Below are 18,407 nucleotides of genomic sequence, written 5' to 3'. Positions count from 1 at the left end.
CGAAGCAATGAGCGAAGAAAAAAACATATTACAAGATTCACATGGTAGAGACCATGCTTACCTTCGTATCTCTTTAACAGAGCGTTGTAATTTACGTTGTACCTATTGCATGCCAGCTGATGGTGTGCCACTCTCTCCTAAAAGTCATTTAATGACTTATGAAGAAATATATGATATCGCTAAAACCTTTGTAGATCATGGTGTTACTAAAATTCGATTAACAGGTGGAGAACCTCTAGTTAGAAAAGATATCTCGGTAATTTTAGAAAAACTGGCTACGCTTCCTGTGGAGCTATCAATCACATCCAACGCGGTAATTATTGATAAGTTTATTCCTGTTTTAAAGGCTAACGGCGTTAATAAAATTAATGTGAGTTTAGATTCTTTGGATGAAAACAAGTTTAAACATATTACCAGGCGCCATGAATTTAGACGGGTTTATGATAATATTTTATTACTAGTAAAAGAAGGTTTTACAGTAAAAGTGAATGCTGTTTTAATGAAAGGTTTTAATGATAATGAAATTATAGATTTCATCCACTTTACTAGAGATTTACCTGTGTCTGTTCGGTTTATAGAGTTTATGCCTTTTGATGGTAATAAATGGGATATGAGTAAAATGGTATCGTATGCTGAAGTAATGAATTATGTAAATGACACATTTAATAAAGATGAAATTTTACGCTTGCAAGACGCACCTAATGATACATCAAAAAACTATAAAATAAAAGGTTACAAAGGTAGTTTTGCCATTATAAGTTCAGTAACAAATCCGTTTTGCGATTCATGTAATAGATTGCGCTTAACAGCTAATGGGCAATTAAAAAACTGCTTATTCTCTTCTGGAGAATCTGATTTATTGACAACGTTAAGAGCAGGAAACTCCATTGAGCCTATCATTCAAAAAGCAGTACAAGCCAAATTTAAAGTTCGTGGTGGTATGGATACTTTGGAAAAACTACAAAAACCTGATTTACATTCTAAAAACAGAAGTATGATTACTATTGGAGGGTAAAAACTTTAAATAATAAATTGATTAAATTTGTTATATGACTCTCAATGTTTTCGAATATTTTAAAAATAGTCCGCAATACAACAGGCTTGTAGGGAATGATTATATGTTTGTTGAGTATAAATGTCCTATTGATGTTGAGAAGTTTAAATTATGGACAGACACTCCTCTACTTACCTACGTTATAAGTGGAAAAAAAGATTGGACATCAATTAATAAGACATATAGTTTAAAATCTGGAGAAGCATTATTCATTAGAAAAGGTATTTATAACACCAAACAATATTTTGAAGAAGATTATTGTACGATACTCTTTTTTATAACTGAAGACTTTATAAGACGATTTATAAAAAACAATCAAGATTTATTACAAAAACAAATAGCAGATTACCAAGATAGCCTTATCTATCCTATCGATGTAACCAACTCTTTAAAATCTCTTTTTCTTTCTGTGTTTAATTATTTTAATATGGGAGGAAAAATCCCAAAAGAACTAGTAGAGATTAAATTTAATGAACTCTTGTTTAATATAGCCCTTAACCCATCAAACAAAGATTTATTAGGCTTTTTTAATTCACTCAAACAAATTGAAAAAACCAATATAAACGAAGTTATGATGAAAAACTTTCATTATGATTTACAACTTGAAGAATTTGCTCGTTTGTCTGGAAGAAGCCTATCTACATTTAAAAGAGATTTCAAAACCCACTTTAATGAAACTCCCGGAAAATGGTTAAACAACCAAAGGTTAGAATATGCAAAAACTCTACTTGAAAATTCTGAATTGAACATAAGTGAGATCTGTTATGAAAGTGGATTTAAAAACACATCCCACTTTAATAGTAGTTTTAAGCAAAAATTTAACTATCCACCAAACCAATTTCGCAAACAAATTTTAAATCAATAAATTACTTTTTTTGTAGTGAACTTTTTAGAAAACTTTTTGAACTTTTAGGAAAATCACAAACCCTCGTTTGAGAATACTTTTGGCATATCATTTAAAATCAATATGTCATGAAAAAAGTATTAATGTTTTCTTATTCAATTATAGCATACCTTATCGGTTTTGCTTCTTTGCTCTTATGGATTATTTCTGTTAGCAATTTAGTGCCAGAAACATCTATTGATCAACCTCCAACTATACCGTTTCATCTTGCATTGCTTAAGAATTTTGGGTTGGTCTCACTTTTTGGCTTGCAACACAGTATTATGGCAAGACAGTCGTTTAAAAACACCTTTGCCAAATTTTTTCCAAAACCCATCGAAAGAAGCACTTTTGTGCTAATATCAGGATTACTGTTAGTTCTTTTAGTATTAGAGTGGGAACCCATTGGTGGAGAAATTTGGCAAGTACATTCCGGAACCATCTTTTATTATATAATTTACGCTTTATTTTTTTTAGGTTGGATAATTCTATTTATAAGCACCTTTTTAATCAATCATTTTGATTTATTTGGCCTTAGACAAACCTATCTTGAACTTCAGAATAAACCATACACACTCTTAAATTTCAAAGTGGTTTCATTCTACAAACATGTAAGACACCCTCTATATTTTGGAGGTATTTTAGGGCTATGGGCAACGCCCAACATGACGGCCACACACTTTGTATTTGCGATTGGTTTAACGGCATATTTCATTATAGGAACTCTATTTGAAGAACGAGATTTAAAAAAGGAATTTGGTAAAACTTACGTTGATTATCAATCTAAAACACGCATGCTAATCCCTTTTCCAAAAAGAGTAAAACGATGAAACCCCAAGTAAAGCAAAAAAGATTGAAACCTAACTCAATAATAGGATTTGGATGGTACATAGAGCAAAAACCTTCTACAATTGAATCCAAAATATATTTAAAAAATCATAAAAATTTAAAAACATGAAAAATTTAATTTCAGCACTGTTAAGCATCATATTTATATATACCATTGACGCCCAAGAAAGGCATATAGCATATTTAAAGACCTCAAAAATAGAATCCATTAAAAAAATTAGAGGCTCAAACATACATGAAAGCTTACACAAAAAGGTATACCAAAATGCTATTACATCCATAAATTCAGGAAAAATTATAAGAGAATTGCAAAAAGATATTATGACCTTCAATATCAAAACAAGCTCAATTTTTGATGATTCTGAAGTATCAACTTATAATGTATCATTCAAACGAAAGCAATCGAAAGCATCTGTTGTTTATAATAATAGTGGAGAAATTTTAAGTAGCAAAGAGGTCTACTACGATGTAAATCTTCCTTTAGAACTTAGAACTAAAATTTTGAGTAAATATCCAAACAACACCCTTTTAAGTAACAAAGTAAAATATTTGTACAATAAAAATCATGGTTTAAATATCATCTATAAAGTTTGGATAAAAAATGAAAAACGTAAAGTTCCTCTGATTTTCGATGCTAATTTTGAAACCATTTTATAGACTTTAATCTTAGATTCTAGTGTCAATGAGTGGTTTAGTTTTTAATTAGAAAGTATGCTAGATAGAATACTTAATGTACAGGCTCCACAGTTATTCGAACACTCTTTGACGCTGGAGTTTTCGCTGTATGTGCAAAACTATCTAATGGCACTAGTACATTGGTTTCAGGGAAATATGTAGCACAACAGTTTTTTGGAATATCGTAACCCACCACTTTGAAGTTGTTGGCTTCACGGATAACGCCATTGTATTCAGACTTTAGATTCACAATATCCTGTTCTTGCAAACCGCGTTGTTTCATGTCCTCGCGGTTCATAAAAACAATACGCCGCTCGTTAAAAACACCTCTGTACCTATCATCTAAACCGTATATGGTGGTATTGAATTGATCATGACTTCTTATAGTCATCATCACCAACTCATCGTCTTTTAATTGCCAATTTGGAAGCTTATTTTTTGTAAAGTTCGCTTTTCCTGTTTTAGTATTAAACTTGCGTATTCTCGCGCCATTTGGCAAATAAAATCCTGACGGTTGCTGAATTTTGGTATTATAATTTTCGAAACCACTAACTACCTCTGCAATATCATCTCTAACTAAATTATAATCATCTTTGTAGGCCAACCAGTCTATTTTTGACTTGTGTTTTAAGGTAGCATGAGCTATTCCACAAACTACAGCGACCTCACTCATCAAACTCTCAGAGCAAGGTTCTAAAACACCTCTAGTAGAAGACACAATACCCATAGAATTCTCAACACTCTGTGTTTGTACGCCTGTTTTTTGATAATCCTTTTCTGCGCGACCCAAACATGGTAAAATAAGGGCTTCTTGTCCAGTAACTAAATGCGAGCGATTCAACTTCGTACTCACATGTACCGTTAAATTACAATGCGCCAAAGCTTGTGCGGAATATGCTGTATCAGGCACTGCGGAAATAAAATTTCCGCCTAATCCAAAAAATACCCTAGCTTTCTTTTCATACATGGCTTTAATAGATTCAATAACGCTATACCCATGTTTTGGAGACGGCTTAAATCCATACTTCGCTTCAATTTTATCTAAAAACGCCTGTGGTGCGGATTCCCAAATACCTACAGTTCTATCGCCCTGTACGTTAGAATGTCCACGAACAGGACAAGTGCCAGCTCCTTCCTTACCTATACTACCTTTTAGCAATAATAGATTAACTAACTCTCGAATATTATCTACCGCATTTTCATGCTGCGTTAAGCCCATAGCCCAACAAATGATAATCTTTTTCTTCTTTAAAACAAGATCTAAAACGGCATCGAATATATCTTTTGAAACTCCTGAAGCCTTCAAACATGTCTCAAAATCATAGGTTTTTAAATCTGATATAAAATCATCTAAACCGCTGGTGTATTCTTCAATAAACGTTTTATCAAAAACACCTCCTGTTTCTTCTTCCTTTTCCAGTAGCTTTAATAACAACGCTTTGAAAAACGCCACATCGCCATTTATGGTAATCGGTACAAATACATCGGAAAGCTTTGTGCCTCCTGTTAGCATTTTGATGGGGTTCTGAGGATCGGTAAATTTCATTAAGCCCACTTCAGGTAAGGGATTAATGGCAATAATCTTACCTCCATTTTTCTTTGTTTTTTCTAAGGCAGATAACATTCGTGGATGATTAGTTGCAGGGTTTTGCCCTACTACCATAACCAATTCCGCTTTATATAAATCGTCAAGTGTTACAGAACCTTTACCAATACCTAGGGTTTCAGAAAGTGCGCTTCCACTGGCTTCATGACACATATTGGAGCAATCTGGCAAATTTGACGTACCGTATTCACGAACAAACAATTGGTATAAAAATGCTGCTTCATTTGTTGTTCTTCCTGAAGTGTAAAACACCGCTTCATCTGGATGATCCAATGCATTGAGATGCTCCCCCACTTTGTTAAAAGCGTCTTCCCAAGAGATAGGTTGATAATGTGTTGCACCCTCCGGCAAGTACATAGGTTCAGCCAAACGTCCAGATTTGCCAATTTCAAAATCTGATAACTCAGCCAACTCATCCACCGAGTGTGATGCAAAAAAATCACGATTGATGAGTTTATTTTGCATTTCCTCTGCCATGGCTTTTAAACCATTTTCGCAATACTCGCCCAAAGACGAGCGGTCATCGTCTGGATCTGGCCATGCGCAACCAGGACAGTCAAATCCGCCTTTTTGATTTAAGTTTTGGGTGATTTTTAGAATATTAGAGGGCTTGATATATTTTACAGCATGCGAAGTAGCTGCTTTTACCCCTCCAATTCCAGCGGAATTTGTTGGTGGCTTTTTTATTTTTAAGGCCTCAAATTTTTCAGGTGTTAAAGCTTTATCTATTGGCGATTTACTCATACTTCTAAGATATAACAAATATTAAAAATATAGATGTTAACTATTGTGAAGGTTTAATGATATGCTGATAATCTTCCTTTGTGTCAATATCTGTATTTTCAAAATCCGGTGCTATCACTTGAACTGATGTAATGTGTTTTTCTAGTATCGATTTTGCCCCGTCATCTCCTGATAAATCAGATAATTCTTTAAAATAGGCTTTATCAAATAGCACTGGAACACCACATTTACTAGAGTTGTACGATGTTGCAATGATGTCTTTTGAATTGGGATTAAACTGATTCATCATTTCATCTAAAAATGATGTTGTTACGAAAGGTTGATCCGCAAGAACTATCAAAATACCTTCAAATATTTTATTTGAATTCAACAAAAATTTTGATGCACTGGCTATTGACTTTCCCAACCCCTGTTCCCATTCCTTGTTAAAAACTAAAGGTAATGATTCATCTTCTATCCCTGATGCAATAACCTCATGATTTGCTCCCAAAACCGTAAAAACCTCCTTCGCTACAGTGTTTTTGCATGTTTTAATGCTATGCTGTAAAAGAGTTGTTTCTCCCCATTTTAAAAGTTGCTTAGGGCTTCCCATGCGTTTTGAAGCACCTGCAGCTAAAATTGCTATGGCAATATTTGAAGTTGAAGCCACTGCCCTATTGTTTCTGATGTATGCTTCCTGTCTTTTGATTCAATGACTTTGGATCACGCTTTCTAGTTACAGCCAAAATCTCTGAAACAATAGAAATTGAAATTTCTTGTGGCGTTTCTGAACCAATATCTAAACCTGCCGGTCCATGGATGGACTCTAAAAAATCATTTGATATATCTGGGCAATATTCAATTAATTGAGAAAGCAAATCTTCACGTCGTTTTGTAGGCCCTAAAAGCCCTATATAATTTGGTTTTGTTTTTGATAACGCCACGAGGTAGCGCAAATCGTAAGCGAAATTGTGTGTCATCAATACAATGGCCGTTTGCGCATCGATAGTTGATATATCGATGTTTTCTGGAGTAGTAGTGATTAAATCTTGAGCACCTTCAAAATAGTTTACACTTTTAGCTTCTGAAACGCCAGCAACTACAGTTACTTCCCACCCAGTTAGAGCAGCATATTTGCACAATTGCACCGCATCATGTTCTGCGCCTATAATTATCAATTTAAAGCATGGTGGCATATTTTGATGAAACACTAAGCCATCCGAGGACTCAACTGATTTGTTTGATATGGTAAATCTGGTAGTCCCAATAATGACGTCAGAACCTATTCCCTCAAAAATACCTTCGGCTCTTTTGTATTTAGAAATTACCTCAAAAGATTTCCTATCTCTTAAGCATTTAAAAAAAGTGTCTTCAAAAGAGGATTCCACATTAACTTCTTCTAATAAAATATATAAAACACCTTCGCATCCCAAACGATATCTGCCGTCATAAGTCATCATTTTGGATTGTCCTGTTTCAAAAACAGATTGTGCCTGCAAGACCACTTCCTTCTCCACGCAACCACCACTTACGGCGCCTACCATATTTCCATTTTCTAAAATGAGCATTCTTACTCCTGGGCGTCTGTATGAAGACCCATCTAAATCTACCACGGATGCCAAAACAGATTTTAACCCTTTTGATTTCGCTTGAATAGCTTCCTGTATAATATGTTTAAACTCGTGTGTCATTAAAAATTTTATCCAGCGATACTTGATTCAGTATTCATATTATTGATATATGGGAATTTAGTTAAACGTATTCCCATTGCCTTATAAATAGCATTAGCAACTGCCGCCCCTACTGGCGGAAGGGTAGGCTCTCCAAGTCCAGTTGGTGCAATATCGCTTTCAATAAAATGCACATCTACTTTTGGCGTTTGAGCCATTCGAATCAATTGGTAGCTGTTAAAATTATTGGCAGATGGCACACCATCCTTAAAACTAAAATCAGCATACATGGCATGTCCTATTCCATCCAAAACACCTCCTTTTGCCTGATTCATGGCGCCTAAAGGATTTACTACAATACCACAATCGATGGCACAGGTTACCTTTTTAACAACAGGCACACCGTTTTCTATCATTACATCTGCAACCTCAGCAACATGCGTATTATGGCAATAATACACTGATAAACCTTGGTAAACGCCATCAGCAACTTTACCCCAATTGGATTTTTCAACCACCATTTTTAAAACACCCTGTAAGCGTTCTGGGCTATACTCTATTTTCGGATCGGGATTATTTTTTACGTTTTCCAACAAATCCATATGCAACTTCACACGATCCACGCCTAATTCTTCAGCTAGTTCATCAAAAAAGCATTGTTCAGCACTTGCCAAAAAATTGGTATATGGCGCTCTCCATGCTCCAACAGTGATATTGCTGTTTAGTCTTGTACTATCTACTTGATAATTTTCAATAGCGCCAGCAGGAAAGAAGTTTGGAATTAACCCATACATATTGCCATTAACACAAGCTTCTTTTAAATAATAGCCTGTCAATTTTCCATCCTTTATAGAAGCCGCAATTTTATATTTACTTGCGGGACGATAAACGCCTGTAGTCATGTCATCTTCTCTAGTAGAAATCATTTTGACAGGCTTTTTTATGGCATCTGAAATTTCGGCTGCCTCCATAACATAGTCGTTATACAATCGCCTACCAAAACCGCCACCCATTCTTGTAAGATCAACATGAATATCATCCACAGATCTCCCCAATAAACTTGCAACTGCATTTTCAGCAGCCTCCGGCGTTTGCGTTGGCCCCACTAAATGTACTTTTTCGGGGGTAACATTTGCGAAAAAATTCATAGGTTCCATCGTGTTATGTGGAAGAAAAGTAGATTCGTAAACACGTTCTAAAACCTTATCGGCATTTGCAAAAGCTTTCTTTACATTACCATCTTTACGTCTTGTTCTAAATTTTTTACCATTTAATAAATCCAACAGTTTTTCATCATGATTTTCGGTACTTTCTAAATCCGAGTCCGTTTTCCATGTCGCCGTTATCGCTTTTTTACCTTTTATTACATCCCAAGTTGTTTTCCCGATAACTACTACTTTATCTGTGGTGCTTAGTTTTACACTCCAGTTAGGTTTGCCTTCACTTAGTAAAGTTCTGGCTTTTTCGCCAATGGTAATTACATCAATAACGCCTGGTAACTCTTTAGCTTTTGAGGCATCATAAGATTCTAATATTTGTCCGAATGCCGGTGGTCGCAACACTGAGGCATACACCATACCTTCCTCTTTATAATCTAGTCCGAAAAGTGGTTTCCCTGTGATGATTTTATCAATATCCACATTGCCTTTACCTTTTCCTATAATTGTAAAGTCTTTTGGATTTTTTAAAGTGACATCCTCTGGAACATCTAAAGCAGCAGCAGCTTCAACAACATCACCATATCCCAAAGTATCACCATTAGCATTAGTAATAACACCCGCCTTAGCGCTGCACGTATTAGCATCAACACCCCACTGTGCCGCTGCGGCATTAATCAACATCTGTTTTGCTGTCGCACCTGTTTCACGCAATGGCTGCCAACTTCTTCTAATAGACTGACTACCACCAGCCACTTGACCACTATAATTTTCCGTATCTAATGGTGCCTGTACAACATAAACATCATCCCAAGCCACATCCAGCTCTTCTGCAATTATCATGGGCATTGATGTTTTCACGCCTTGTCCAATTTCTGGGTTTACGGAATAGATAGTAACTTTCCCTTCAGGAGAAATTTTTATGTAGGCATTAAAATCCTTGTAATTAAGTTTGCTCAAATCTACAGGAGGTTCCACATCTGATTTACAAGAGTTAAAGAGATTGAACCCAATTAACATACCGCCACTAGCTAGTGCCGATGTTTTTAAGAATGACCTTCTACTGAATGTATGTTTCATATTCTTTGTTATAATGGGTTAACTCATTTTTTCTGAAGCCACTTTCACAGCTTCTTCAATACTATTGTAGGATGCGCATCTGCAAATATTACCGTGCATCGCATTTCGAATATCATCATCTGACGGGTTAGGACTTTCATTCAAGAATGCCGATGCCGTCATTATTTGGCCTGCTTGACAATAACCACATTGTGGTACGTCAATTTCTTTCCAAGCCTCTTGCACAGGATGATCGCCATGTTCTGACAGCCCTTCAATAGTCGTGATTTCAGAGTATGCAACTTGAGACAAACGAACTAAACAACTTCTGGTGGCACTTCCATCAACATGAATTGTACATGCCCCACATTGCCCGATGCCACAACCAAATTTTGTCCCAACAAGGTTAATATGGTCGCGAAGCACCCACAATAGCGGCGTGTCTGCATCAGCTTCGACCGTATGTTTTTTATTGTTGATTTTTAATGTAAACGTTGGCATAATATATATTTTGGTATTAAGGTATTAAAAATTACAGATATTTAGGCGCTAACTTATCATTTTAACAGCCCTTTCACGTCATCAAAATTAGCTTACCGCAGAACTATTTTACCTAAAATCAAAGCTCTGCTATTTGGTATTTTGGGCGTTACCCACAAGGGGTCGGGCTTTCCGTTAATAGTTTTGGCTCGATGCTCGCCTCGCCAAAAGCTGCCACTGCAATCCCTAACGCGAGAAAATCCGCCAATGCATGGTAGTGACCAAAGTCCAAGCTAATTTGTTTTGTCACTTTCAGCAAGCTTTATAAAATTAAACTATTTTTAATGGCATATTTAAATACCATAGATGAAAAATTCAAAACGAATTGGGTTAATTCTTGGACCACTACTTTTCATTCTCATCCGATTATTTTTTACTCCCGAGGGATTATCCGATGATGCCAACGGTGTTTTGGCATCCACCGTTTGGATAGCTACGTGGTGGATTACCGAGGCCATACCTATTGCTGCCACGGCTTTATTGCCTATAGTTTTGTTTCCGCTGTCGGGAAGTTTAGATATTGGTACCACTACAGCATCCTTCGGTCATAAATTTGTGTTTTTATACTTAGGTGGCTTTATTATCGCCATTGCCATTGAGAAATGGAACCTACACAAACGTATCGCCCTCAACATTATTAATATTATCGGTTCAAATGTACAACGTATTATTTTAGGGTTTATGGTTGCCACGGCTTTTTTATCTATGTGGATTTCTAATACTGCCACCTCGGTTATGATGCTTCCCATTGGAATCGCCATAATCAAACAGTTAAAAGACAATCCAAAAACAGATAAAAATGAAAACTTGATTTTCGGTAAAGCATTAATGCTAGCCATAGCCTATAGTGCCTCTATTGGTGGTATTGCCACTTTAATTGGCACACCACCAAATTTAGTTTTGGCAGGGGTTGTTTCAGCAACGTACGGCTATGAAATTGCATTCTCGCAATGGTTCATTTTTGGATTTCCAATATCTATAATTCTTTTAATCATATGCTGGAAATATTTAACAACATTCGCTTTTAAATTCAATCAAAAAGAGTTCCCTGGCGGAAAACAGGAAATTAAGCGCTTATTAAATTCATTGGGAAAAATGAGTTATGAGGAAAAAACCATAGCTGTCGTTTTTGCCATTACTGCATTTTGCTGGATTACACGTTCATTTTTACTCAAAAAAGTATTACCGCAAATTGACGATACCATCATCGCCATTGTATTTGCTTTAGTACTATTTTTAATTCCGTCTAAAACAAAGAAGAAGAATATTATGTCATGGAGCGATACCAGAGATTTACCATGGGGCATTATCCTTTTGTTTGGTGGCGGTATGGCATTGGCAAAAGGTTTTGAAACTAGCGGGTTAGCATTATGGATAGGAAACCAAATGACCACCTTAGCGGGAATAAGTACTTTTGTTTTGATTTTACTTCTTATTGCTGCCGTTAATTTTTTAACTGAAATCACATCTAACCTAGCCACAACAGCAATGCTTTTACCCGTACTAGCTCCAATGGCACTTACCATTGACATCCACCCATTTGTTTTGATGGTTGGTGCTGCCGTAGCGGCGTCTTGTGCGTTTATGCTTCCGGTGGCAACACCGCCTAACGCTGTGGTATTTGGATCTGGCTATTTGAGAATTCCAGATATGGTGAGTAAAGGCATAATCATGAACCTCATTTCCATACTAATACTAACGCTTTTTGTAGTTTTTGTACTTCCAGAATTGTGGAATATCGTTATTGAAGGCTTTCCCGAAAGTCTAAAAAACTAACGTAGCTCATTTACAAACTCTAAAGCACGTCTTTCGTTATAGTAGATATTCATCTTATCGATAAACCCAGCATGCCCACCATGATTTGGCATCTCTAAGTACAATTTCTGGTTATTCTTAGCATCTTTAACTGGAAAGCATTCCGGTGATAAAAATGAATCGTTTAAAGCATTGATGATCAACGTAGGTATCTCAATATTTGGTAAAAATTGTAAACTACTGCATTTCTCATAATAGTCCAAGGCATCTTTAAAACCATGGGCTTTAGAGGTGTAAACATCATCAAACTCCATTAAGGTCTTAATGTTATTTACCTCTTCAAGACTTAACTTATCAGGAAAACGCTGTTGTTTTTCCCTAAGGTGCTTTACCAAATCCTTTAAAAACCTGTCGTGAAATGGTTTATTTTTTAGCTTATGGAGTTCTTTGCAAGATCCATGTAAATTTACTGGTACAGAAACAGCCACCGCTGCTTGAACTGCTAAAGGAATATAGGAATGCTCGCCTAAATACTTCAAAATAATATTAGCCCCCAAACTAATTCCTTTCAAATAAATTTTTGAATACCCCTTGGCAGTAACGGCATGCTGAATTACGGCATGTAAATCGGCGGTAAACCCAGAATGATAACTATGGTAATACAAGTTGTTTTCACCACTGCACCCTCTAAAATTTACACATATTGCATCGACACCGTTGTTATTAAAGTGTTTCGCAGCTCCTGTCATGTAAGGGCGTTGTCCATGACCCTCTAGCCCATGCAGTAGGATGATAACTGCATTAGATTTTTCTTTTGAATAGCTCCAATCCAAGTCTAAAAAATCACCATCACTTAATGTAATGCGCTCTCGGGTTTGTTCTATGGAAACGCGTCTTAACAGACCAGAGTAAACAGTAGCTAAAAATCCGTTCTTAAAATAGAAAGGTGGTTTGTACGTTGATTCAACTACTGGCATACGTTACTTAACTTCAAGATTTGCAAATTGAAATTTAGAACCATCAAACAGTCCTTTATCACTTAATTTCAAGGAGGGAATTACCAACAATGCCATAAACGACAATGTCATGTAAGGTGCATTTAAGGTGCAACCCAAGGCTTTCGCCATAGTGTCCAATTCGGCATATTGACGCCCAATAGTCTCAGCATCCTTATCACTCATTATTCCTGCTACTGGAAGCGGTATTATTTTTTCTTTTGAACCAGAAACTGCACAAATACCACCTTTATTTTCAATAATCAAATTTACTGCTTTACAGATGGCTTCATCTGAAACACCAACCGCAATTATATTATGGGAATCATGACCAACGGAAGAAGCGATGGCACCTTCTTTTAATCCGAAATTTTTAATAAATGCTAAGGCTGGTTTTTGGTTTTGATAGCGGTTTACTACCGTCATTTTTAAAATATCATTTTCTGTGTTCGATACTAAATTGCCGTTTTCAACCGTGGCTTCAGCAATTAACTCATTGGTTACCAACTGCCCTTCCAAAGCTTCAATAACCCGGATTTGTTTTGAAGATGATTCAAATTTAAAATCTGATACGTCTTTCTTTTTACAATTAAAATTATTTAGATTTTTAAATATAATTGGTTGTATTAATGAAACGCCTTCATCAAAAACCAATGCGCCGTTAATATAGGTTTTAAGCGTTTTAAAATGGTTTAAATCTTCTACCACTATAATATCTGCATCGTCTCCAATTTGCAAAAGCCCAACATCTAAATTGTAGTGTTTTACGGGATTAATACATGCTGCTTGCAACACTTTAAACACATCGATACCTTTTGAAATTGCTCTAGCACACAATTGATTGATATGTCCTAGAATTAAATCGTCTGGATGTTTATCGTCACTACAAAACATCATGCGTTCAAAATACTCTGGCAATAAATCGATTAGAGCGTCAAAATTTTTTGCAGCACTCCCCTCACGGATTAAAATTTTCATGCCTTTTTGAAGTTTCTCTAAAGCTTCGTCATAAGTGAAACATTCATGGTCGGTAGAAATTCCAGCACTTATATATTTTGAAATATCTTCGCCTTTAACACCTGGTGCATGTCCATCAACAGGTTTATTAAAGTGTTTTGCCCATTCTAGTTTTTTTAACACCTCGGCATCATCAAAGATTACACCTGGGTAATTCATCATTTCTGCGAGATACTTAATGTCTGAGTTTTCCAGTAGGCTTTTAATACCTTCAGAATCTATAATTGCTCCTGCAGATTCAAAATTGGTAGCAGGTACACAAGATGGTGCGCCAAAATTGAATTTAAACGGTACTTGTTTTCCGTTTTCAATCATAAACTTTACACCTGCAACACCTAATACATTAGCAATTTCATGTGGATCTGACACTGTAGCTACTGTACCATGTTTAACTGCAATTCGTGCGAACTCTGATGGTACTAGCATCGAGCTTTCTATGTGAATATGGGCATCAATAAAACCAGGCAAAATGTAATGGTCTACATCATGCTGTTTTTCTTCAATAGCTATTATCTTCCCACCTTTAATGGTTATTTCTCCTTTGAAAATGCGTTTGTTCGCTATGTCTACTATATTGCCTTGTAGTTTCATATGGTTTTTTTACTAATACATGGACTCCTCATAAAGTATGGAATAACGCATTAGTCTAACAGAATTTTCAAGATTTTCTTAGTGTCATTAGTTACTTTAAAGCGCTCATCTGCTCTTCTTCCAACAACCCAAACAATAACATTTCCTGAACATAATAGCCATGCGTTTTCCTTATCTAAAAGGGATAATTTTTCGTCTTTAAAATATTTGCTGAGCTTCTTTTTACCTTTCATACCTAAAGGATAAAAGATATCGCCTTCTTGTCGTTTTCTAAGTTTTAATGGAAACTTCAATTTATCCTTGTCGACGTAAATTATATGTTGTTCAGATTTTGAAATAGCATCCGCTTCATCAAAACATAATGTACCAAATGGAGTTTCTTTTTTTGTTTCGTGTTCTGAAATACTAATTTCATTTACTACATCTTTAGTTTTAAACGGACTTAACAATAACTGATCTCTGTTTTTAATAAGCCGATGTGTGCTAGATAGTACTTGCTTACCTGTTTCTGCATCCAATAAATTTACCATATCGTTCCATTCGGTAAATCCAAAACTTTTAAAGACTTCAAACATGTAGGCCTTTGGATTATTTACCTTTTTGAATTCTGAAATTTTAAACGTGATAAAATGCTCGTTCATGGTTTCGATAGCACGCTTTAATACAGCGTTTGTGCTTTCCTCAACAATATCTGCGGTATCGTTTAAATTTTCTAATGTCGTTTGAAAACTTTGTAATAAACTGGGATTAATTTCTTTGAGAATGGGTACTACCTCGTGCCTTAATTTATTGCGTAGATATTTAACTGATGCATTGCTACTATCATCTCGCCACTTGATATTATTTTTTGTAGCATAAGCTTGAATCTCATTACTTGAAAATGGCAATAATGGGCGTACAAATTTGCCATTAATTTCTGGTATTCCGGTTAAACCTTCCAGCCCTGTACCACGCGTAAAGTTGATTAAAAACGTTTCTAGATTATCATCGGCGTGGTGTGCTGTTAAGATGTAATCAAATTTTAATTGTTCTGCTAGTTCTTCAAACCAATTATAGCGCAACTCGCGTGCTGCCATTTGGATAGACCGTTTGTTATCTTTAGCGTAAGCTTCAGTATCAAAACGTTGCGCAAATACTTCTAAATTTAAATCTTCGGCTAGCTCTACAACAAAATTTTCATCGGTATCACTTTCATCCCCACGTAAATTAAAATTGCAATGTGCTAGGGCGATATTTAAGCTTAACTTATGACATAAATGTGTTAATACCACACTATCTAGACCTCCTGAAATGGCAATTACAACTTTACTTCTTTTAAGAAAAGTGAGTTTTTTTTCAATATGATTTTGGAACATTTCTAGCACGCTCAAAGTTAAGTTTTATTTTATTCTTGTAAAGGTGCTAAAGTGCAAAGTTTTTTATGTTTTTAGTTTATAGAGATTTCGTCTGCGCTCAACCTAGCATAAGTAATAAATGACTTTATAAAATTTGGAATAATATGAGTTTTTAAAAACCATGTTAGCAGATAGGTGCGTAAGGGATTGAATACTTCGACTGCGCTCAGCACAGGCTCCATGTTGGAGCTCCCAACCTTAGGAGGAGCGACTAGTGAAATACTTTTATTCACGAATTCGTTAAATTCGAATAGTAACCTATGAGTAAAGCCCGACCCTCTAGCCCTGAGGTACTCGAAGGGTGGGTTGCGCCCAAAATTCGATTAATGTATATAAGCATCTTTAATGGATTTTAGCATGACAAAAATCATAAGCTCGTTTTGCGGTTTTTGTAACTTTAAACTATGAATTTTAAATAATTGAGCCATGTGTACGATAGATAAATTAAACGACAAAACCACGCGAACTGCATTTGATAAAAAGGTAATTTCGGCTACGCAACACTTGCAAGCTTATGTGAAACATCGGTTGTATATTGCCGAATCCACAAAGATTATCCCGAAAAACATGTACAAATCTAACGATATTATTGACGAGGGGATAGCAAAGTTTTATGAGCAGGGATATAATGTGGATGCAAATGCAGCTAAAATTAAAATTGAGCTTTTTAAGATAGTAGATTCAGATTTGGATGATTTGTTTAAAAATGAGGCGTTTCATCAAAATACGATGAGTACGGACGAGATTTTAAAAGACGAATTGGATGGTTTGGATGAGGCATTTACTGCTGATGAGGGTTTTGAATTTATAATGCATGACGAACTAAGCGATATCTCATATCACCAAGATCAAGAAGACAAGCATGTTTTTGTTTATGATGATAATAATGCTTTAATACAGAATGCTTTTGAAATATCAGACATTTCAACGAAACGGAACAAACACTTGTTAGGTAAATATTATACGTGGTTGCCACTTAGGGTATCTGACATCGTGGATTTATTTGTTTTCGGAAAGTTAAGTTTTGAAGATATAGCGACAGTAAAAAATATTGAAGTAAAACGTGTGGAACGCATTTTAGAATTGGCGATTGAAGATTTTAAGGAACACTTGATTTAATTCTCCAAAACCTCGCGCATTGCTTTTGCCTTTACTAAACATTCCTCATACTCTTTTAGCGGGTCGCTTTTTGCGGTAATAGCGCCACCAACGGAATACGAGATGTACTGTTTTGAGGCATTGTACAAAATGCTACGGATGACGACATTGAAATCGAAATCGCCATTTGGTGTAAAATACCCAATAGCTCCAGAATACACACCACGTTTTGTTTCCTCTAAATCCTCGATGATATGCATTGCCGAAATTTTTGGAGCCCCAGTCATACTGCCCATTGGGAACGTGGTTTTGATAATGTCTACAGGATGCGTTTCAGGACTTACCTTTGAAGTGACTGTGGAAATCATTTGATGCACTTGGTCAAAAGTATAAATCTTACATAATTCCTCAACCTTCACACTGCCTTTTAATGCGGTTTTTGATAAATCGTTGCGCACCAAATCTACTATCATTATGTTTTCGCTACGTTCCTTCTCATCGCTTGCTAGAGCCATTTTTAGTTGTGCATCTTCCTCTGGATTATTTGATCTCTTGGAAGTACCTTTAATAGGCTGGGAAATAATCGTTTCAGCTTCCTTTTTTAAGTAACGTTCTGGTGATGCACACAGCACATATTTATCATAAAGTTTGACAAACGATGCAAAAGGTGGATTTGAAATGTTATTTAAATTTTGATAAGTTTCTAATGGGTGAATACAAGTGTTTTCGGCATAAAACTCTTGGCAAAAATTAACTTCGTAAATATCACCACGATGGATGTGCTCCAGTATTTTATTGACTTTGCCGAAGTATTCGTCTTTATGGATTCTGAGTTTTATTTTTACGTCTCCGCAAGTGCTTTGTTTATGGTCAGTGCAACATTCTTTATTTTCTAGAAGACAGCGTACATCCTCCTCTAGCTCATCATCAACACAATTTAAATAGTGTATTTCAACCGTGTCATCTTTTAAAAGAAATATTTTTTTTGGTTGGAAGAAATACAGATCTGGAAAGTCTAAACCGTCATGATTTTTTGATTTTAAAGCTTCTGTGTCATTCTTCAAGTCGTAAGTAAGATAACCAAAAACCCAATCTTTTACACTGGTCTGAAATTCTTTTAGCTTTTCAAAACCATCTACAAAATCGGTTTGAATACCGGTAAAAGCATCTACCGCTAAAACAGCATCGTAATTTGTAAATTTCTGTTCGTAATTATTAGAATCTAACCAAACTACATCATCATATTGCTGTGCCCAAATCAGAAGCTGATTTTTAAATTTGGCAATATCTTTTAGTATATGAATTTGTGTTGATCTCAATAGAAAAAAGATTGGGTGCAAA

Annotated in this window: 15 protein-coding genes; 6 read left to right on the top strand and 9 right to left on the bottom strand. The window is 35.7% G+C overall.

Going from position 1 to position 18,407, the window contains the following annotated elements; all coding sequences use genetic code 11:
• The first annotated feature begins 7 nt into the window (after positions 1–7).
• From moaA to EYD45_RS00200, 4 genes are all read left to right on the top strand, one after another.
• The gene (gene moaA / locus EYD45_RS00215; protein WP_130962336.1) at positions 8–1,015 is read left to right on the top strand and encodes a GTP 3',8-cyclase MoaA; all 1,008 of its coding nucleotides are present in this window, start codon (positions 8–10) and stop codon (positions 1,013–1,015) included.
• Positions 1,016–1,049: 34 nt separating this feature from the next.
• Positions 1,050–1,919, top strand: a complete 870-nt coding sequence (locus tag EYD45_RS00210) for an AraC family transcriptional regulator (protein WP_130962335.1) — start codon at positions 1,050–1,052, stop codon at positions 1,917–1,919.
• Positions 1,920–2,026: 107 nt separating this feature from the next.
• Complete coding sequence (locus EYD45_RS00205) at positions 2,027–2,767, top strand: methyltransferase family protein (protein WP_130962334.1); 741 nt, start codon at positions 2,027–2,029, stop codon at positions 2,765–2,767.
• A gap of 124 nt (positions 2,768–2,891) precedes the next feature.
• Positions 2,892–3,443 carry a hypothetical protein gene (locus EYD45_RS00200; protein WP_130962333.1) on the top strand — a complete coding sequence of 184 codons (552 nt, stop codon included), beginning with the start codon at positions 2,892–2,894 and terminating at the stop codon, positions 3,441–3,443.
• Between the two features lie 70 nt (positions 3,444–3,513).
• On the opposite strand, the gene EYD45_RS00195 is transcribed toward EYD45_RS00200, so the two are convergent.
• From EYD45_RS00195 to EYD45_RS00175, 5 genes are read right to left on the bottom strand one after another with little or no spacing between them, the layout of a single operon-like run.
• Positions 3,514–5,811, bottom strand: a complete 2,298-nt coding sequence (locus tag EYD45_RS00195; protein ID WP_130962332.1) for an FdhF/YdeP family oxidoreductase — start codon at positions 5,809–5,811, stop codon at positions 3,514–3,516.
• Positions 5,812–5,851: 40 nt separating this feature from the next.
• The gene (locus tag EYD45_RS00190) at positions 5,852–6,460 is read right to left on the bottom strand and encodes a nucleotidyltransferase family protein (protein ID WP_130962331.1); all 609 of its coding nucleotides are present in this window, start codon (positions 6,458–6,460) and stop codon (positions 5,852–5,854) included.
• A 4-nt stretch (positions 6,461–6,464) separates the two neighbouring features.
• On the bottom strand, positions 6,465–7,481 hold the full coding sequence (locus EYD45_RS00185) for an XdhC family protein (RefSeq protein ID WP_130962330.1): 1,017 nt from the start codon (positions 7,479–7,481) through the stop codon (positions 6,465–6,467).
• An 8-nt stretch (positions 7,482–7,489) separates the two neighbouring features.
• On the bottom strand, positions 7,490–9,697 hold the full coding sequence (locus tag EYD45_RS00180; protein WP_130962329.1) for a xanthine dehydrogenase family protein molybdopterin-binding subunit: 2,208 nt from the start codon (positions 9,695–9,697) through the stop codon (positions 7,490–7,492).
• An 18-nt stretch (positions 9,698–9,715) separates the two neighbouring features.
• Positions 9,716–10,177, bottom strand: a complete 462-nt coding sequence (locus EYD45_RS00175; protein ID WP_130962328.1) for a (2Fe-2S)-binding protein — start codon at positions 10,175–10,177, stop codon at positions 9,716–9,718.
• A gap of 345 nt (positions 10,178–10,522) precedes the next feature.
• Here EYD45_RS00175 and EYD45_RS00170 point away from each other — a divergent pair, with 345 nt between their 5' ends.
• Complete coding sequence (locus tag EYD45_RS00170; RefSeq protein ID WP_130962327.1) at positions 10,523–11,992, top strand: SLC13 family permease; 1,470 nt, start codon at positions 10,523–10,525, stop codon at positions 11,990–11,992.
• Here the strand turns inward: EYD45_RS00170 and EYD45_RS00165 are convergent.
• The 3 genes from EYD45_RS00165 to tilS are packed head-to-tail and all read right to left on the bottom strand — an operon-like array spanning position 11,989 to position 15,938.
• The gene (locus EYD45_RS00165; protein ID WP_130962326.1) at positions 11,989–12,948 is read right to left on the bottom strand and encodes a YheT family hydrolase; all 960 of its coding nucleotides are present in this window, start codon (positions 12,946–12,948) and stop codon (positions 11,989–11,991) included. The genes EYD45_RS00170 and EYD45_RS00165 overlap by 4 nt on opposite strands.
• A 3-nt stretch (positions 12,949–12,951) precedes the next feature.
• Positions 12,952–14,574 carry an adenine deaminase gene (gene ade, locus EYD45_RS00160; RefSeq protein WP_130962325.1) on the bottom strand — a complete coding sequence of 541 codons (1,623 nt, stop codon included), beginning with the start codon at positions 14,572–14,574 and terminating at the stop codon, positions 12,952–12,954.
• Positions 14,575–14,624: 50 nt separating this feature from the next.
• Positions 14,625–15,938, bottom strand: coding sequence for a tRNA lysidine(34) synthetase TilS (tilS, locus tag EYD45_RS00155; RefSeq protein ID WP_130962879.1), 1,314 nt, complete (start codon positions 15,936–15,938; stop codon positions 14,625–14,627).
• 456 nt (positions 15,939–16,394) lie between these two features.
• Between tilS and EYD45_RS00150 the strand changes: the two genes are divergently transcribed.
• Entirely contained in the window at positions 16,395–17,087 is a 693-nt protein-coding gene (locus EYD45_RS00150) for a hypothetical protein (protein WP_130962324.1), read from the top strand.
• Here EYD45_RS00150 and pabB read toward each other — a convergent pair.
• Positions 17,084–18,385 (bottom strand): aminodeoxychorismate synthase component I, encoded by a 1,302-nt coding sequence (gene pabB, locus EYD45_RS00145; RefSeq protein WP_130962323.1) that lies wholly within the window; start codon positions 18,383–18,385, stop codon positions 17,084–17,086. The two genes, EYD45_RS00150 and pabB, sit on opposite strands and share 4 nt — an antisense overlap.
• Between the last annotated feature and the right edge of the window lie 22 nt (positions 18,386–18,407).

The sequence above is a fragment of the Hyunsoonleella flava genome (genome assembly GCF_004310325.1).
In the GTDB taxonomy this organism is placed as follows: domain Bacteria; phylum Bacteroidota; class Bacteroidia; order Flavobacteriales; family Flavobacteriaceae; genus Jejuia; species Jejuia flava.
The sequence above is the reverse complement of the archived record's forward strand: the minus strand, read 5'-3'. Positions and strand labels throughout refer to the sequence as shown.